The following is a 15,171-nucleotide window of genomic DNA, read 5'->3' as shown; positions in this document are numbered from 1 at the left end:
GCCCCCCCTGGTCCGCCCCCCCCCCCCAATTTTTTTTTGGGGCCTTTTTTTGGGGGGGGCAAACCCCCCGCGCGCCCCGCCTCCCGGGGGGGGCCGCCGCCCCCCCCCCCCCCGGGGGGGCCACGATCGGCGGGCTGGCCGACTGGTATGCGGTGGTGGCGCTGTTTCGGCGGCCGCTCGGCATGCCGATACCGCATACGGCCATCATCCCGGAAAACCAGAACCGTATCGCCGACAATCTCGGCCGCTTCATCGAGGTCAATTTCCTGGCGCCGGAGCCGGTGCGCGAAAAGCTCGCCGAGGTCGACTTTTCGGCGCTGGTCGCGGACTGGCTGGCCGACCCGAACCGCGCCGCCGACCTGTCGCGCTTCGTCGGCCGGCTGGTGCCGCAGACGCTGGCGGCGGTCGAGCAATCCGGACTGCGCGGCTTTCTCACCAGCCGTATGCTGGAGCAGATCGAAAAGGTGCCGCTGGCGCCGCTCGCCGCCGAGCTGCTGTCGGCGCTGACTGATGATCGCCGCCACCAGAAATTATTCGACGAGTTCACCAAAGTGGTCGGCCGCTTCCTCAGCGACGAGCAGGCGCTGGCGACGATGCGCGAGAAGATCCGGGAGGAACTGCCGTCGCTATTCAACCTGTTTCGCGCCGACGCCTATCTGTTGAAGAAGATCGTTGCGTCGGCCGGCTCGCTGCTCGATGAGGTGCGGGCCGATCCGCACCATCCGATGCGCGCCGAATTCGACCTTTTCGTCGAAACCTTCGTCGAGCGGCTTAGGACATCCAAACAATATGCCAGGCGCGCCGAAAAGCTGAAGCGCGATTTCCTCGCCCGGCCGGAGCTCAGCGCGCTGGCCGGCGATATGTGGGACAGCCTGCGGCTGTTCATCGAGCAGGACGCCAAGGCGCCGAACTCGATGATCCGCGACCATCTCGCAACCATGTTCGTCGAGGTCGGCCGCCATCTTGCCGACGACGCGCAGATCAGGGCCGACATGAACCAGGGGTTCATCGTGGCGCTGGCATCCTTCGTCGAAAGCCAGAAGAGCGGTGTGTCGAAGTTCATCGCCGACCAGGTCAAGCGCTGGGACCTCGGGCAACTGACAAGGCTGATCGAAATGAACATCGGCAAGGACCTGCAATATATTCGTTTCAATGGCATGATCATCGGTGGCCTTGCCGGGCTCGTGCTCTACACCGCCGAACGGCTGTTTCTCGTCGGCTGACTCGTCCGAATGGACCGCTGAGCTTCGCTGCACTATCTTACGTGCAGTGACGGCGTTCACGGCAACAGGGGGAGAGAACCAGCATGGCAAAACGACCGGATTCGGAATCCTTCATCGACATGTTCGGCAAATTCGGCCGCGACCTGAAGCTGCCGAATGTCGATGTCGAGGCGATCCTCGCCCACCACGCCAAGAACCTGGAAGCGCTGGAGAAGTCGGCACGGGCGAGTGCCGCCGGAGCGTCGGCGCTATTGTCCAGGCAACGCGAGATGCTGCAGGACGCGCTGCGCGAAATCACCGACATGGCACAAGACTACAGGGCGCCCGGCAATCCGCAGGAAATGATGCAGAAGCAGGCGGCGTTCGCCAGGAAATCCTTCGAGACCGCGCTGAAGAATGCCGGCGAGATGGCCGAACTGGCGAGGGCGTCCGGCACCGAATCGATCGAAATCCTGCGCAACCGCATCAAGGAGGCGATGGAGGAGATCCGCACCGGCCACGATAGGAAATAAGCTGTTCTCCTGCAGCACGCTTGCCGGCGGCGAAGACTGGCGGTTCGCGGCCGAAGATTATGGGGTGGAATCGCACTGGCGAATTGACAGGGGCGGCCCGTCGTGGTCCGGAACAGGCAAGCGATCGGGAAAGCAGGAATGACGCAGATACGGCCGAGGACGCCGCCGACCTTCGAGCAACTCAGGGCGATGGCCGGGCAGGAGTTGGGCGTCTCGGACTGGACGCTGGTCGATCAGCACCGCATCGACCAGTTTGCCGAATGCACTGGCGATCATCAATGGATCCATGTCGATCCCGAGCGGGCGAAGCGGCAAAGCCCGTTCCGCACCACGATCGCGCATGGCTATCTGACCCTGTCGATCATCGGCGCGCTGGCGCTCGAGATGGGCATCGTGCCCGAAAACACGCAGGCCGCCTTCAACTACGGTTTCGACAAAGTGCGATTCGTGGCGCCGGTCAGGGTCGGCTCGCGAATCAGGCTGCGCACCACGCTTTTGTCGATGGAAGTCAAAGGCCCGGGCCAATATCTGATGAAGGCTGCCAATACGGTCGAGATCGAAGGCGAGCAGAGGCCGGCGCTGACCGCCGAGACGCTTGTCATGCTTTATGCGCGCCGCAAGCGGGCCGGCACCTGAGAGTTCAGCCTCAGGTGCGCGGCAGCGCAAATCAACGCGACATCGCCTCTTCAAGCGCCCTAAAAATCCGGTCGTCTCCCGATTGGGCGACGTTGAAGCGCATGTAACGGCTGGCCGACCGGGACAGGCTGAACGCATTGCCGGGCGCAAGCACGACATTGGCCGACAGTGCATGGCGGGCGACATCCGCGGCATCTATCCCCTCCGGCAGCCTGCACCATAAAAACATGCCGGCGGGTTGATCTATCCACGGCACGATGCCGATCGCCCTGAGGCGGGTGCTGGTTTCTTCCATGGCGCGCGAGAGCCGCGCGCGCAGCAGGTCGACGTGCTTGCGGTAGAGGCCATCCTTCAGCAGCGTCAATACCAGTTCGGATGCAAGCCGGCCGCTGCCAAACGACGTGGCGATCTTGAGATCGATCAATCCTTCTATCCAGCCGCGAGGAGCGGCGATGAAGCCGCAGCGCACCGATGCCGACAGCGTCTTGGAAAAGCTTCCGATGTGGATGACCCGGCTGAGCCCGTCGAAGGCCGCGAGCCTGGGGGCGGGCGTGTGTTCGAAATCGGCGAAGATATCGTCCTCGATGATCGTCAGCCCCGACTGGTCGGCGAGCTTCAGCACCCGATGGGCAACGACCGGCGACAATATGGCGCCGGTCGGATTGTGGAGCGCCGAATTGGTGATGTAGAGGCGCGGCCGATGCTCGTTCAGCGCTTGCGCGAACAACTCGATGTCTGGACCCGAGCGCGTGTACGGAACGCTGATCACCTTGGCCCGATGGGCGCGCAACAGGGCATGGAAGTTGAAATAGCAGGGATCGTCGACCAACACCGTGTCACCCGGTTCGAGCAGGAACCGGCACAACAGGTCGATCGCCTGGGTGCCCGATTCCGTCAGCAGGATCTGGTCCGGAGAGGCTTCGATGCCGTGCTCGGCCATGCGCCGCGCCAGCAGTTGGCGCAGCGCCGGCAACCCGAGCGGCGTGCCGTATTCGGTCAGCGCGGCATCGTCGGCGCGGGCCATCGTCCGCAGCGCCCGGCGCAATCCAGCCTCGGGCATCCATGCAGCCGGCAACCAGCCGCAACCCGGTTTCAGGACGCCGTCGCCGGCTTCCAGCGATTGGCGCGAGACCCAGAGCGGGTCGACAGCACGGTCGAGCCTGGGGCCGATCTCGGCTAGCGACAGCGGAGCCAGAGGTCCGGCGGCATAGAAACCCGAGCCCGGCCGCGAGCGGATCATGCCTTCCGCCGCTAGACGCTCATAGGCTTCGACCACAGTTGATTTGGAAACCTGCATGGCCTTGGCGAACGCCCGGATCGAAGGCAGCCGCATTCCCGGTGTCAGGCTGCGCGCGGCGATCCTGTGCCTGATCGTGGCCATGACGCTTTCGACAAGCGTCCGGCTGCCCTCATCTGTTGTCGTCTGCTCGTCCATCCGTACTGCTCGCCATAACATGACGGTTTTGTCAAACTGTACCTCATTGTCTCTGGCGGAGCCATACGCCCGGCCCGATAGAGGGCAAAACGAGTGGGACATCGATGGACAAGGCGGCGAGTAGTTGGGCGGCGAGCGGCTGGGCGGCGAGTGGCTGGGCCAACGGGTTCATGGGCGTGCTGATCTTCAGCGGTTCGCTTCCGGCGACGCGCGTGGCGGTGATGGATTTCGATCCGGTATTCGTAACGGTCGCCCGTGCGGCCTCGGCCGGCATCCTCGGCCTGGCGCTGCTGCTCGTTTTTCGCCAGAAGCGTCCGGAGCGGCGAGATCTGTTCCCGCTGGCGATCGTGGCGCTTGGCGTCGTGGTCGGCTTTCCCCTGCTGACGGCGCTGGCGCTCAAGCACATCAATTCGGCTCACTCGATCATTTTCGTCGGCCTGTTGCCGTTGGCGACCGCGATCTTCGGCGTGGTTCGAGGCGGCGATCGCCCGAAACCGGCGTTCTGGCTGTTCTCGTGCCTCGGCAGCGCCCTTGTCGCCGGTTTTGCGGTCACGCAAGGCCTGTCGGTCTCGCCGCTCGGCGACATTTTGATGCTGGCCGCCATCATCGTGTGCGGATTGGGCTATGCGGAAGGAGCGGCGCTGTCGCGCAAGCTCGGCGGTTGGCAGGTGATCTCGTGGGCGCTGGTGCTGTCGCTGCCGATCATGCTGGCGCTGACGTTCATCACCATGCCGCCGTCGCTCGAAAGTGCCGGGAGGGGCGCCTGGATTGGCCTGGCCTATGTTTCCCTGTTTAGTATGCTGATCGGTTTCGTGTTCTGGTATCGCGGCCTGGCGCAAGGCGGCATCGCCGCGGTCGGGCAGTTGCAGCTGCTGCAGCCTTTCTTCGGCCTTGGGCTGGCGGCAGCGCTGCTGAATGAGCAGGTCAGTCCCGCCATGATCGCCGTCACCGCCGCCGTCGTGCTTTGCGTCGTCGGTGCCAAGAGATATGCGAGATAGGAGATATTCGAGATAACGCCAGCTGCAGGAGCACCATGCGAGCAGGGCGGCGGGCTTAAGTGTGCTTGACAACGATGTCGGCTCGTCGGGCGCGGGCTGAGAATACCGCGAGCATAAGGGCGATGAGCACCAGGTCCGTCGCGACCTGGAAAGTGACCTGCATGCCGCGTGCGGCTGCCGCAGATGCCAATATCCGCTGACCAGTGCCTTCGCTTCCGCCAGCCGATGCTAAGGCAAACACCGCGCCCATGGCGGACGCACCGGTGATCAGGCCGAGATTGCGCGACAGATTGAGCAGGCCGGAGACGACGCCGCGCTGGTCGGATGCGACGCCGGTCATCACGGCCGAATTGTTGGCGGCCTGAAACAGGCTGTAGCCGGTGCAGACGATGATGATTGGTACGACATAACCGGCAGTACCGAATTCCGCCCGCGACAGAGCAAAGGTACCAATAGCGAGATCGAACAGGCCGACGATCATCATCCGGTGCGCCCCGAAACGATCGACCAGGCGTCCGGCCGGCAGCGCCGCCAACGCGGTGACCAGAGGGCCGGTCGACAGAACCAGCCCGACCATGGCTGCGTCCAATCCAAGCGCGCGCGACAGATAGAATGGCGCGACCACCAGCGTCGCCATCATCACGGTGGCGACGATCAGGTTCATGGCGAGGCTTGCGTTCAAGGCTTGGTCGCGGAACCTGGCAGGTTGAATCAAAGGGTTCTCGGCCCTTGTCTGCGCAATGACGAACAGCAGGCCACCCACGGCGGCGGCAACCAGCAAGCCGACATTGAGAGAACCAAAACTGCCGGGCCCAAGGGTCATGGCGAGCGCATAGGCGGCGAGCGTCAGCGCCAGCAAAGCCGTGCCGATCCCGTCGAAACCGCGCCGATCTGGTTCCGCCGTCTTTTTTCCGGCCGGCAGGACGCGCCAGGCGAGCGTGAGGGCCAGCGCCCCCAACGGCAGATTGATGAGGAAGATCGCGCGCCAGCCGAGCCCGGCGATCAGCAATCCGCCAAGCGAGGGGCCAAGCGTGGTGCCGATCGCCGACATGGCGCCGAGCAGGCCCATGGCGCTGCCGGTTTTGTCCCGGGCAACGGTGTCCGCGACAAAGGCCAGCGTCAGAGCCATCATGACGGCCGCGCCGAGCCCCTGTGTCGCCCGTGCCGCAATCAGCAGCCAGAGCGTCGGCGCGAGCCCGCACAGCACCGATGCGAAGGTGAACAGGGCAATGCCACCGAGCAATAGCTGGCGGCGGCCGAATATATCGGCGAGCCGCCCGGCACTGACGATCAAGGTGGTGATGGCGAGCAGATAAGCCAGGACGACCCATTGGACGAGCTGGAACGATGCGCCGAATGCCTGCATCAGCGATGGCAGCCCGACGCTGGCGATGCTGGTGGCGAGCGACGACAGCAGCGTTGAAAGCGACAGGCTTGCCAATGCCCATCGGGTCGAGCGTGCGCTCACCGGGGCAACTTCGTCCCAGGTCTTTTCAGCGATCGATGCCAAGGTGAACTCCTTTGCCGGCAGCCCCCGATCGGAGCTGCCGGAAGCTATTCCCCGGCTTGATGTGGCGGAAGGCGCAGCATTTGCATCTTATTCGTGCACGAGACGCCACATTACCGCTGAGCTGTGCTATGGTCCTTCCATGTCGTCGCCCGATCTCAATCTGCTTGTCGCCCTCGATGTGCTGCTGACCGAGGGCAGTGTGGCGCGCGCCGCCGGGCGGCTGCGCCTCAGTCCCTCGGCGATGAGCCGGACGCTGGCGCGGCTGCGCGAGGCCACAGGCGATCCATTGCTGGTGCGGGCCGGCCGTGGCCTAGCCGCGACGCCGCGCGCGCACGAATTGCAGCGACAAGTGGGCCGCGTCGTCCAGGATGCGGAAGCCCTCCTGCGCCCGGCCACCCTCCTCGACCTCTCTGCTCTCGACAAGATCTTCACGCTGCGCGCCAATGAAAGCTTCGTCGAGGAGTTCGCGCCGCGTCTTGTCGCCCGCATCGAAGCGGATGCGCCCGGCGTGCGGCTGCATTTTGCCCCGAAATCCGACAAGAACGACATGGCGCTGCGCGACGCTGGGATTGATCTCGAAATCGGGGTTGCCGGTGAAACGAGCCCTGAAATGCGCATTCAGGCGCTGTTTCGCGACCGCTTCATCGGTGCGGTGCGAACGGGCCATAGACTGAGCGAGGGCCTTGTGACGCCGGAACGCTATGCGGCCGGCCGCCACATCAGCGTTTCGCGGCGTGGCCGCGAAAGGGGCCCGATCGACGAGGCCTTGAAACTGCTGGGTCTCAAACGGACGATTGCGTGCATGGCTTCCAGCTTCTCGGCCACGCTCGCCATGGCGCGCGCCTCCGATCTGATCGTCAGCATCCCCGAGCGGCACACGCTGGGCGCGCGCACGGGCATGTTCAGCTTTCCGTTGCCGGTCGATGTTGCCGAGGTCACGATCTCGATGCTGTGGCATCCGCGGCTCGATGCCGATCCGGCGCAGCGCTGGCTGCGAGCCTGCGTACGGGAGGTCTGCTCGTCGTTTCGCTGATCCAGACTCGGGGCGTGATCTAGAATCTGGTCACCACGCCGATGCCGATGCCTTCGAAGCCGCCCATCGCCATCAAAGCGGCTGGCGCCTCTTCGAGGCTGATCTTCTTGCCGACCAGCAGTTCGGGTTTCAGCTTGCCGGTGCGGATCATCTGCATCATCGCCTGGTAGCGAAACGCCTGCATGCCGTGGCTGCCGCGGATTTCGAGCTCGAAGGCGATCACCTTGTCCATCGGAATCTGCGGCCTGGCATGCTCGCCGAGCATCAGGCCGACCTGCACATGGCGGCCGCGGCGGCGCAGGTTCGCGATCGAGTTGAACGAGGTACTGGGGTGGCCGAGCGCGTCCATCGACATATGCGCGCCGCCATTGGTGATCTGCTTGACCGCCTTGACCACGTTCGGCGTATTCGCCGCATTGATCGTCACCACCGCGCCGATTTTTTTGGCGAAGTCCAGCTTCTCGTCGGTGAGGTCGATGGCGACGACATTGGCGCCCATGGCGCTGGCGATCATGATCGCCGACAGGCCGACGCCGCCGCAGCCATGCACGGCCACCCATTCGCCGGGGGTCACGCGGCCCTGATCGACGATGGCGCGGAACGAGGTGACGAAACGGCAGCCGAGGCTGGCGGCGGTGGCGAATTCCATCTCGTCGGGCAAGCTCACGAGATTGGTGTCGGCATGGTCGATGGCGACATATTCGGCGAACGATCCCCAGGCGCTGAAGCCTGGCTGGAACTGATGCTCGCAGACCTGGTGGTTGCCCGAGGTGCATTCGAAGCAGCGGCCGCAGCCGACGGCAAACGGCACGGTGACGCGCTCGCCGCCCTTCCAGCGGCTCACCTGGCTGCCCGTGGAGACCACGACACCGGCCAGTTCGTGGCCCGGCACATGCGGCAGGCGGATGCCGCCGTCATGGCCCATCCAGCCATGCCAGTCGCTGCGGCAGAGGCCGGTCGCCTCCACCTTGATGACGACGCCGTCCGGCGCCGGTGTCGGATCCGGCACGGCCTGGATCGTCGGCGCCTCGCCGAACTTTTCGAAGACGACGGCTTTCATCGGCAGTTCCTCATCACTTCGTTGCGGCTATTCGGCATCGATCTGGTTCTCCGGCGCGGCCTTCTGGAACGCCGGCAGCGCCATGCAGGCGGCATTGATGCGCGAGATCGTCGGGTAGGGCGTCATGTCGACGCCGAAGCGGACATTGCTGGTGACCTGTGCGACCAGGCAGATATCGGCCAGCCCCGGCAGGTCGCCATGGCAAAATGTCTGGGTCTCGGGCGAGGAAGCCAGGGTCTTTTCAAGCGGTTGGAAGCCTTCGTTGACCCAGTGCCGGAACCAGTTGGCGACATCCTGGTCGCCGGCGCCGAACAATGTGCGCAACGAGGTCAGCACGCGCAGATTGTTCACCGGATGGATGTCGCAGGCGATCATCTGCGCCAGCATCCTGACGCGGGCGCGGCCAGGCGCATCGTTGGGCAGCAGCGGCGGCTCGGGCGTGGTCTCGTCGAGATATTCGATGATCGCCAGCGATTGCGTCAGCAGCGTGCCATCGCTGAGGACCAGCGCCGGCACCAGCCCTTGCGGATTGACCGCGAGGTAGGCGGGCTCCCGATGTTCGCCATGGCGCAAATGATGCGGCACATACTCGTAGGCCAGGCCCTTCATCTCCAGCGCGATCCGCACCCGGTAAGAGGTCGAGGAGCGGTAGTAGTTATGGAGGACGATGTCGCTCATCGGATCGGTTGGCCGATGGTCAGTTCGATTTCGCCGATGCCGTCGACGCCACCGGTGATCTTTTCGCCCGGCCCGACCGCGCCGACGCCGGCCGGCGTGCCGGTGAAGATCAGGTCGCCGGGCTTAAGTTCTACCGCCTCGCTGCAAATCGAGGCGATGTCGGGAACCGGCCAGATCAGTTCGGCGAGGTCGCCGTCCTGCCTGATCTCGCCGTCGACCGCGAGCCAGATGCGGCCCTTTTCGGGATGACCGGATTTTTGCGCCGGGACCAGCGGGCCGCAGGGCGCTGAACGGTCGAAGGCTTTCGACCAGTCCCACGGCCTTGCCGCCTTTTTCGCCTCGTCCTGAAGGTCGCGGCGGGTCAGGTCGACGCCGACGCCGTAGCCCCAGACATGCTCCAGCGCGCGCTCGCGCGGGATGCGAAAGCCGGCTCTGCCGATCGCGACGACCAGCTCGATTTCGTGATGCAGGTTTTGGGTCAGCGGCGGGTAGGGGATCGTCGTGCCCGAACCGACTGTCGCGTCGACCACTGCGTCCCCTGGTTTGGTGAAGAAGAAGGGCGGGTCGCGCTCATCATTGCCGAGCTCGCGGGCATGGGCGGCGTAGTTGCGGCCGACGCAGAAGATCCGGCGCACGGCAAAACGCTCCGGCGAGCCGGCGACGGCTACCGACGGGGTTGCAGGCAGGGGAAGGACGAAGCCGGTCATGCACTGTCTCTGTTTCAGCGGATCTGTCCCCGGCACATTCGGCCGATTTGGGCGGACGGGCAAGGCATTGGATGGCGGAAGAGCCTGGCCTGTCGCATGGCGCCGCGGAAATCATGGGCACATTCTGCTTTGGCCAGCCAAGATGGCAATGTACTATTTGCCAATAAGCTGGCCATGGTTGCAGGACTATTCTAGGCCAGACCAAACCAGACCAGATCGAACCGAAATGAAGCTAATGACCGCAGTCAACGATCGCGCCCGGTTCCTGATCATCGACGACCATCCGCTGTTTCGCGAGGCGCTGCACAGCGCCGTGCAGATGGCCTATCCGGAGGTCGACACGGTGGAGGCGCGCTCTATTGCCGAAGCGCTCGAGCTTCTGACGGATGCCAAGCCGTTCGACCTGGCGCTGCTCGATCTCAGTATGCCCGACGTGCACGGGTTTGACGGGCTGCTGCAGCTCAGGACGCGTTATCCGCGCCTACCGGTGGTCATCGTCTCCGGCTATGAGGAACCGAAGATCATTTCCGAGGCGCTGTCCTATGGTGCTGCAGGCTTCATCCCGAAATCGGCGCGCAAGAGCGACCTTGCCGCGGCCATCCGCTCGGTGATGGAAGGCGCGATCTATGTTCCTGGGACCTATGAGGGCCGGCCGCCCGACGCCGAGAGCACCGACCGCGCCGAGATGGTACAGCGTATGGCCACGCTGACGCCGCAGCAGCTCAAGGTGCTGCAGATGCTGCGCCAGGGCCTGCTCAACAAGCAGATCGCCTACGAGCTGCAAGTCGGCGAGACTACGGTCAAGGCGCATGTCTCCGAAATCCTGCGCAAGCTCAACGTCTACAGCCGCACCCAGGCGGTGATCGAGGTCTCGAAGCTCGACAATGCCGAGCTGTTTCGCGACCAGGCGGGGTTTTGAGAGGGATCAAGCCAGCAGATGCGCCAGCAGCGCCCTTAGTTGCGCCGGCTTCAGCGGCTTGCGCATCAGCTCGATACCGGCGGCGCGGGCGGTCGTGGCGACTGTTTCAGAACCGTCGGCGGTGACGATGAGCGCCGGCACCGCGCGACCGAGATAATCACGGACCTCGGCGATTGTGGTGGTGCCGAGGTCGCCGCCGTCGAGATGCTGGTCGGCTATGACGATGTCTGGCAGCCAGTCGGTATCGCCGAGCATGTCGAGCGCGTCACCGGTCGAGGTGGCGGGGCGCACCAGGCATTGCCAGCGCTCGAGCAGGGAGGTCATCGCCTGCAGCACATCGATGTCGTTCTCGACCAGCAGCACCTTTGTGCCGAACAGACCGTAGCCACGCGGCCGCTCCATGTCGGCGGTGCTGGCTATGGCATCGGCTGTGTCGCCGATCCCGACCGGAACGTCGATATGGAAAATCGTGCCATGTCCGACCTTCGACGAAAACGTGATGGGATGGCCGAGTGCCGCTGCGATGCGGCGCACGATGGCCAGCCCCAACCCCAGCCCGCCGGCGGCAAGCCCGGCATCCGTCGGGATCACGCCGCGATGGAATTCCTCAAACACCGCCTCGCGCTGGTCGTCGGGGATGCCGCAGCCGGTATCGGCGACGTCGATGCGGATCGTGTCGCCGCGATGCCTGGTGCCGACCAACACGCCGCCCGAGCGGGTATAGCGCAGTGCATTGGACAGGATGTTCTGCAGGATGCGGCGCAGCAAGGTTCGGTCCGAACGTACGAGCGCATTGACCGGCCGGAACTTCAGCGTCAGCCCCTTCATCTCCGCGACCGGCTGAAAATCCGAGCGCAGTGACGAAAACAGCGTGTCCAGGCTGACATCGGTGATGTCGGGCTGCACGACGCCGGCATCGAGCTTGGAAATGTCGAGCAAGGTGCGGAGCAGGTCCTCCATCGTCTCCAGCGATCGCTCGACCTGGCGGACCAGGTTTCTGCCTTCCTCGCTGGTCTGTACTTCGGCAAGCGCCGAGACCGAAAGATGCGCGGCGTTCAGCGGCTGCAGCACGTCATGGCTGGCGGCCGCCAGGAACCTGGTCTTGGACAGGTTCGCCAGCTCGGCGTTTTCCTTGGCCGCATTCAAGTCGATGTTCGACTGCTCCAGCCGGCGCAAGGTCGAATGCAGCTCTTCGGTGCGGTTGCGCACCCGGTTCTCGAGCGAAATGGCCGTCTGGAACAGCGAAAAGGCATTGCCTTGCTGGTCCATGGAACGCTCGACGCGGCTGATCAGCGCGGCGTTGATCTTCTTCAGCTTTTCCAGGTCGTCGATGTTCCTGAGCGGCATCCCGGATTTCCTATTCCGCCGCTTCGGCCGCGTTGCGTTCACCGAAGGCGATGCCGGTGAAGGTCTGGTTCAGATGCATCGAACGGTACTGTTCGCCATAGGTGCCGAAGCCGAGGACGTTGTTGACCTTGTAGAGTTCCGAAATCTCGCGATAGACTTGGCGGTTACGCGCGTCGAGCCGGCGCAGCACGCAGTCGAAACCGAGGATCAGGTCGATGCCGCCAAGCCTTTCGCTGACGTCGCTGAGCGCGGCGCGGGTCGCCTCGACCATGTCCTTGGGCTGGGCGACGGCAAGTACGACACCATCGTCGATGGCGCAGAAGAACGACAGCGAGCCGTCCGCGTGCATCTTCTGGATTGAACGGCAGTAAAATTCGCCGCCCACTTTCACCACCACCGGGTGCGAGGCAAAACTCAGTGGCGTCAGCATCTGCGCGACGGCGCCGACCGAGGCGGCATATTCCTCGGCGGCAATGGTGGCGTTGAATTCGCGCACGATGCGGTGGTCGGGATCAGATGCCGTCACCACCAGCTTCTCGTCGGTGGGAACGAAATTGTCGGTCTTGAAGACGTGGAAAGGAATTTCCGTGGTGATCAGCACGATGATGGCGCTGTCGGAGGTCACTTTGCCGTTCGAGATCAGCCGCGTTGTCTCGAATTTCAAATCATCGCCGGCCGACCCGCCGATCAATGGAATATCGTCGAGCCCCCAATGGATGGCGGAGGTCACCGCTTCTTCGGCATAGGACAGCCCGTCGATCAAGCAGAGCGCGAAAGTGGTGTCGGCTCGCTCGTGCCCGAGGCGCTCGCGTAACGAACGCCTCAGCGCCTCGACTTCGCCGGTAATCCCGTCCATGCCCGATGAGGACAGATTTTCGACCATGGTGCTGGCTGCCGAAAACGATGCGGAGGGAAGCAGCATCGCCAGGATTTGGCCTTCCTCCAGCCCCTTGGGCGTTATCTCACCGGCCGTCGAGCAGCCGGCATAATGGAGCGCCGGCGCGTGGGTCTTCAGCGCTTCCGACAGGGCGACGGCCTCTATGAGACTCTGCGAGAAAAACAGGAGGGCAAATCCGGCGTCGATGGCCACTGCTTCCGCTGCCACCGCCCGGGCGAACGCATCCGCGTCAGATTCGTCGGTGGTGAGCACCGAAAGGCCGCATGCATAGCGCGTCCGTGACTTGGCCAGCGGCTTCCTCCTCCATTTCCTCCGACGCTTTTTTTGTGCGCGTCTGGCGCGCCGGCGTCGAGGTCATTGTTGTCTTGAAGCGGCGCTTTGGCAATGAGCCAACATGATGGATTTGAAGTTTCTGCCGTTTGACGGCGTCAGCGCAGCCGCTCACGGACGGAAGGCGACATCGCACCGCGATCGCGGTGGCTGCCGCCAACGCCTGAGACTGCAGACCGTCGGCTTTGGGAAGGGGCCGTATCGGCCCCTTTTCCGTGCATCCCGTGCTTCGGGCGTGTCGTTATCTCGCACTTGCACAAAATTCTAGTGCACTGCAATATGGCAGAGAATGCAGCCTCCAGCCCGCCTTTCGCAGAAGGGACCGGCATGACGGACATCTCCGCGACGCGTCTTGTCGTGTCCAGGCCTGTCGCCGACAGCTCGGCAAGAACCAGACTTGCCTATCTCGACGGCTGGCGCGGCCTGTCGATCGCGCTGGTACTGATCGGCCATTTCTTTCCCGTTCCCGGCATCAATCTCGGCGTCCTGGGCGTCGAATTCTTCTTCGTACTCAGCGGCCGGCTAATGGCCGAGATCCTGTTTGTCGAACACTATCCGCTGAAGAAATTCTTCAAGCGCCGGTTCTCTCGCATCTATCCGGCACTGCTGGTTTTTGTCGTTGCCGCGATGATCGCCCTGTCCGGCACATTCATCGCCTTCAAGTGGAAGGCGGCGCTGACGACGCTGACGTTCACCTACAACTATGCCGGAATTTTCGTCACCCGCGCCGGCGCGCTCGACCATATCTGGTCGCTCTGCGTCGAAGAGCATGCCTACATCATCCTGGCGCTGATCAGCGTTGTCGTCTCGGGGCGATCGCACGTCGTCCTATTGCTAGGTGCATTATCGCTGATCGCAATGGCAAACGGCGCCATCTCCTACTGGGTGCTCGCAATTGGCTACGAGGGCACCTATTGGCGCACCGACGTGCACATCGCCTCGATCCTGCTGTCGGCGGTGATATGCCTGCTCAAGGCCGGCGACAGGCTGCCGGCGCTGCTCAAGGGGCCGCATGTCGCCCTGGCGGCCTCAGTCATAGCAGTGCTGCTTTTCATGGCTGCCGTGCCAACCCCGATCCACTATCTCGTCGCGGTGCCGTTGTTGGCGCTCGCCGTCAACTCGCTCGACTTCAGCAGCCGGTATCTGACCGGGTTTCTAGCCTCACGGCCGATGACGATGCTGGGGCTGTGGTCGTATTCGCTGTATCTTTGGCAGCAGCCCTTTTATCAATTCGTCGACATAGAAGGCAGTTCTCCGTGGCTGATGTTGGCGGCGGCGTTCGCTTGCGCTCTGTGCAGCTACTACATCATCGAAAAGCCGGCCCGCTCCTGGCTGAACCGCAATTGGTAGGGTGAGGCGCCTGCCGTTCAGCCGGCAATCCGTCTTAGATAATACCGCACCTCCTTCCTGCCGTCGTGGATTACCGCGTCGCCCACTTCCACAAAGCCGAGTGCGGCATGGAAAACGTCCGAAGCCGGATTGGGCGGCTCGGCATTGACTTCGCAGGTGACGATCGCCTGGCCGGCGCGTGACGCCTGCTCGAACAGATCCTCATACAGCCGGCTGGCATGGCCGCGGCCGCGCGCTTTGGCGTCGACCACGACGCGATCGACATAGACGAACCGCGGATAGCGCTGGCGAAACCACAGGAAGTTGGGGCTGTCGTAGCTGGCGTCCTGGTGGAACGTCATGATGAAGGCTTCGAGCGCACCGATGCGGCGCGCGTAAAACGCTTCGCCGAGCAGGAAGGAGAGGCGCTCGGGTTCGAGCCACGACAATTCGGCAGCATGCTCGTTGTTGAGCGCGAGGATTGCGGGCTCGTCCTGCGGCGAAACCCGTTCGATCGGCAAACCCACTTCGATCATGTTTTCTTCGATCTTCCAGG

Annotated in this window: 14 protein-coding genes and 1 pseudogene; 7 read left to right on the top strand and 8 right to left on the bottom strand. The window is 63.8% G+C overall.

Annotated elements, in window-relative coordinates; translation table 11 throughout:
* Window positions 1-119: 119 nt before the first annotated feature.
* From AC0L2P_RS09905 to AC0L2P_RS09895, 3 genes and pseudogenes are all read left to right on the top strand, one after another.
* A pseudogene (locus tag AC0L2P_RS09905) lies at window positions 120-1,223 on the top strand (DUF445 domain-containing protein); the annotation flags it as partial.
* 83 nt (window positions 1,224-1,306) lie between these two features.
* Entirely contained in the window at window positions 1,307-1,735 is a 429-nt protein-coding gene (locus AC0L2P_RS09900) for a phasin family protein (RefSeq protein ID WP_473501047.1), read from the top strand.
* A 138-nt stretch (window positions 1,736-1,873) separates the two neighbouring features.
* Entirely contained in the window at window positions 1,874-2,371 is a 498-nt protein-coding gene (locus tag AC0L2P_RS09895) for a MaoC family dehydratase (RefSeq protein WP_473501046.1), read from the top strand.
* Window positions 2,372-2,402: 31 nt separating this feature from the next.
* Here AC0L2P_RS09895 and AC0L2P_RS09890 read toward each other — a convergent pair whose 3' ends face one another.
* Window positions 2,403-3,806 (bottom strand): aminotransferase-like domain-containing protein, encoded by a 1,404-nt coding sequence (locus AC0L2P_RS09890; RefSeq protein WP_473501045.1) that lies wholly within the window; start codon window positions 3,804-3,806, stop codon window positions 2,403-2,405.
* A gap of 104 nt (window positions 3,807-3,910) precedes the next feature.
* Between AC0L2P_RS09890 and AC0L2P_RS09885 the strand changes: the two genes are divergently transcribed.
* Window positions 3,911-4,804, top strand: coding sequence for a DMT family transporter (locus AC0L2P_RS09885; protein ID WP_473501044.1), 894 nt, complete (start codon window positions 3,911-3,913; stop codon window positions 4,802-4,804).
* Window positions 4,805-4,859: 55 nt separating this feature from the next.
* On the opposite strand, the gene AC0L2P_RS09880 is transcribed toward AC0L2P_RS09885, so the two are convergent.
* Window positions 4,860-6,314: an MFS transporter gene (locus tag AC0L2P_RS09880; RefSeq protein ID WP_473501043.1), complete on the bottom strand. Its 1,455-nt coding sequence runs from the start codon at window positions 6,312-6,314 to the stop codon at window positions 4,860-4,862.
* Between the two features lie 139 nt (window positions 6,315-6,453).
* Between AC0L2P_RS09880 and AC0L2P_RS09875 the strand changes: the two genes are divergently transcribed.
* A complete protein-coding gene (locus AC0L2P_RS09875; RefSeq protein ID WP_473501180.1) occupies window positions 6,454-7,347 on the top strand; it encodes a LysR family transcriptional regulator in 894 nt (297 codons plus the stop codon).
* Between the two features lie 19 nt (window positions 7,348-7,366).
* On the opposite strand, the gene AC0L2P_RS09870 is transcribed toward AC0L2P_RS09875, so the two are convergent.
* Genes AC0L2P_RS09870 through AC0L2P_RS09860 form a run of 3 tightly spaced genes read right to left on the bottom strand, consistent with a single transcriptional unit; the run spans window position 7,367 to window position 9,792 of the window.
* Entirely contained in the window at window positions 7,367-8,407 is a 1,041-nt protein-coding gene (locus AC0L2P_RS09870) for a zinc-dependent alcohol dehydrogenase family protein (RefSeq protein ID WP_473501042.1), read from the bottom strand.
* Window positions 8,408-8,434: 27 nt separating this feature from the next.
* On the bottom strand, window positions 8,435-9,085 hold the full coding sequence (gene maiA, locus AC0L2P_RS09865; protein WP_473501041.1) for a maleylacetoacetate isomerase: 651 nt from the start codon (window positions 9,083-9,085) through the stop codon (window positions 8,435-8,437).
* Window positions 9,082-9,792, bottom strand: a complete 711-nt coding sequence (locus AC0L2P_RS09860) for a fumarylacetoacetate hydrolase family protein (RefSeq protein ID WP_473501040.1) — start codon at window positions 9,790-9,792, stop codon at window positions 9,082-9,084. The genes maiA and AC0L2P_RS09860 overlap by 4 nt, the downstream gene beginning before the upstream one ends.
* A 235-nt stretch (window positions 9,793-10,027) precedes the next feature.
* Here AC0L2P_RS09860 and AC0L2P_RS09855 point away from each other — a divergent pair, with 235 nt between their 5' ends.
* Window positions 10,028-10,711 carry a response regulator gene (locus AC0L2P_RS09855; protein WP_473501039.1) on the top strand — a complete coding sequence of 228 codons (684 nt, stop codon included), beginning with the start codon at window positions 10,028-10,030 and terminating at the stop codon, window positions 10,709-10,711.
* 6 nt (window positions 10,712-10,717) lie between these two features.
* Here AC0L2P_RS09855 and AC0L2P_RS09850 read toward each other — a convergent pair whose 3' ends face one another.
* Both AC0L2P_RS09850 and AC0L2P_RS09845 read right to left on the bottom strand, forming a co-directional pair.
* A complete protein-coding gene (locus AC0L2P_RS09850; protein ID WP_473501038.1) occupies window positions 10,718-12,058 on the bottom strand; it encodes an ATP-binding response regulator in 1,341 nt (446 codons plus the stop codon).
* A gap of 10 nt (window positions 12,059-12,068) precedes the next feature.
* On the bottom strand, window positions 12,069-13,208 hold the full coding sequence (locus AC0L2P_RS09845) for an FIST N-terminal domain-containing protein (RefSeq protein ID WP_473501037.1): 1,140 nt from the start codon (window positions 13,206-13,208) through the stop codon (window positions 12,069-12,071).
* A gap of 405 nt (window positions 13,209-13,613) precedes the next feature.
* Between AC0L2P_RS09845 and AC0L2P_RS09840 the strand changes: the two genes are divergently transcribed.
* Window positions 13,614-14,636, top strand: a complete 1,023-nt coding sequence (locus tag AC0L2P_RS09840; protein ID WP_473501036.1) for an acyltransferase family protein — start codon at window positions 13,614-13,616, stop codon at window positions 14,634-14,636.
* Between the two features lie 17 nt (window positions 14,637-14,653).
* Here the strand turns inward: AC0L2P_RS09840 and AC0L2P_RS09835 are convergent, their stop codons facing one another.
* The gene (locus AC0L2P_RS09835) at window positions 14,654-15,151 is read right to left on the bottom strand and encodes a GNAT family N-acetyltransferase (protein ID WP_473501035.1); all 498 of its coding nucleotides are present in this window, start codon (window positions 15,149-15,151) and stop codon (window positions 14,654-14,656) included.
* Window positions 15,152-15,171 lie beyond the last annotated feature (20 nt).

The sequence above is a fragment of the Mesorhizobium sp. WSM4836 genome, assembly GCF_055811815.1.
This window is presented reverse-complemented; position numbering and strand designations above follow the sequence as displayed.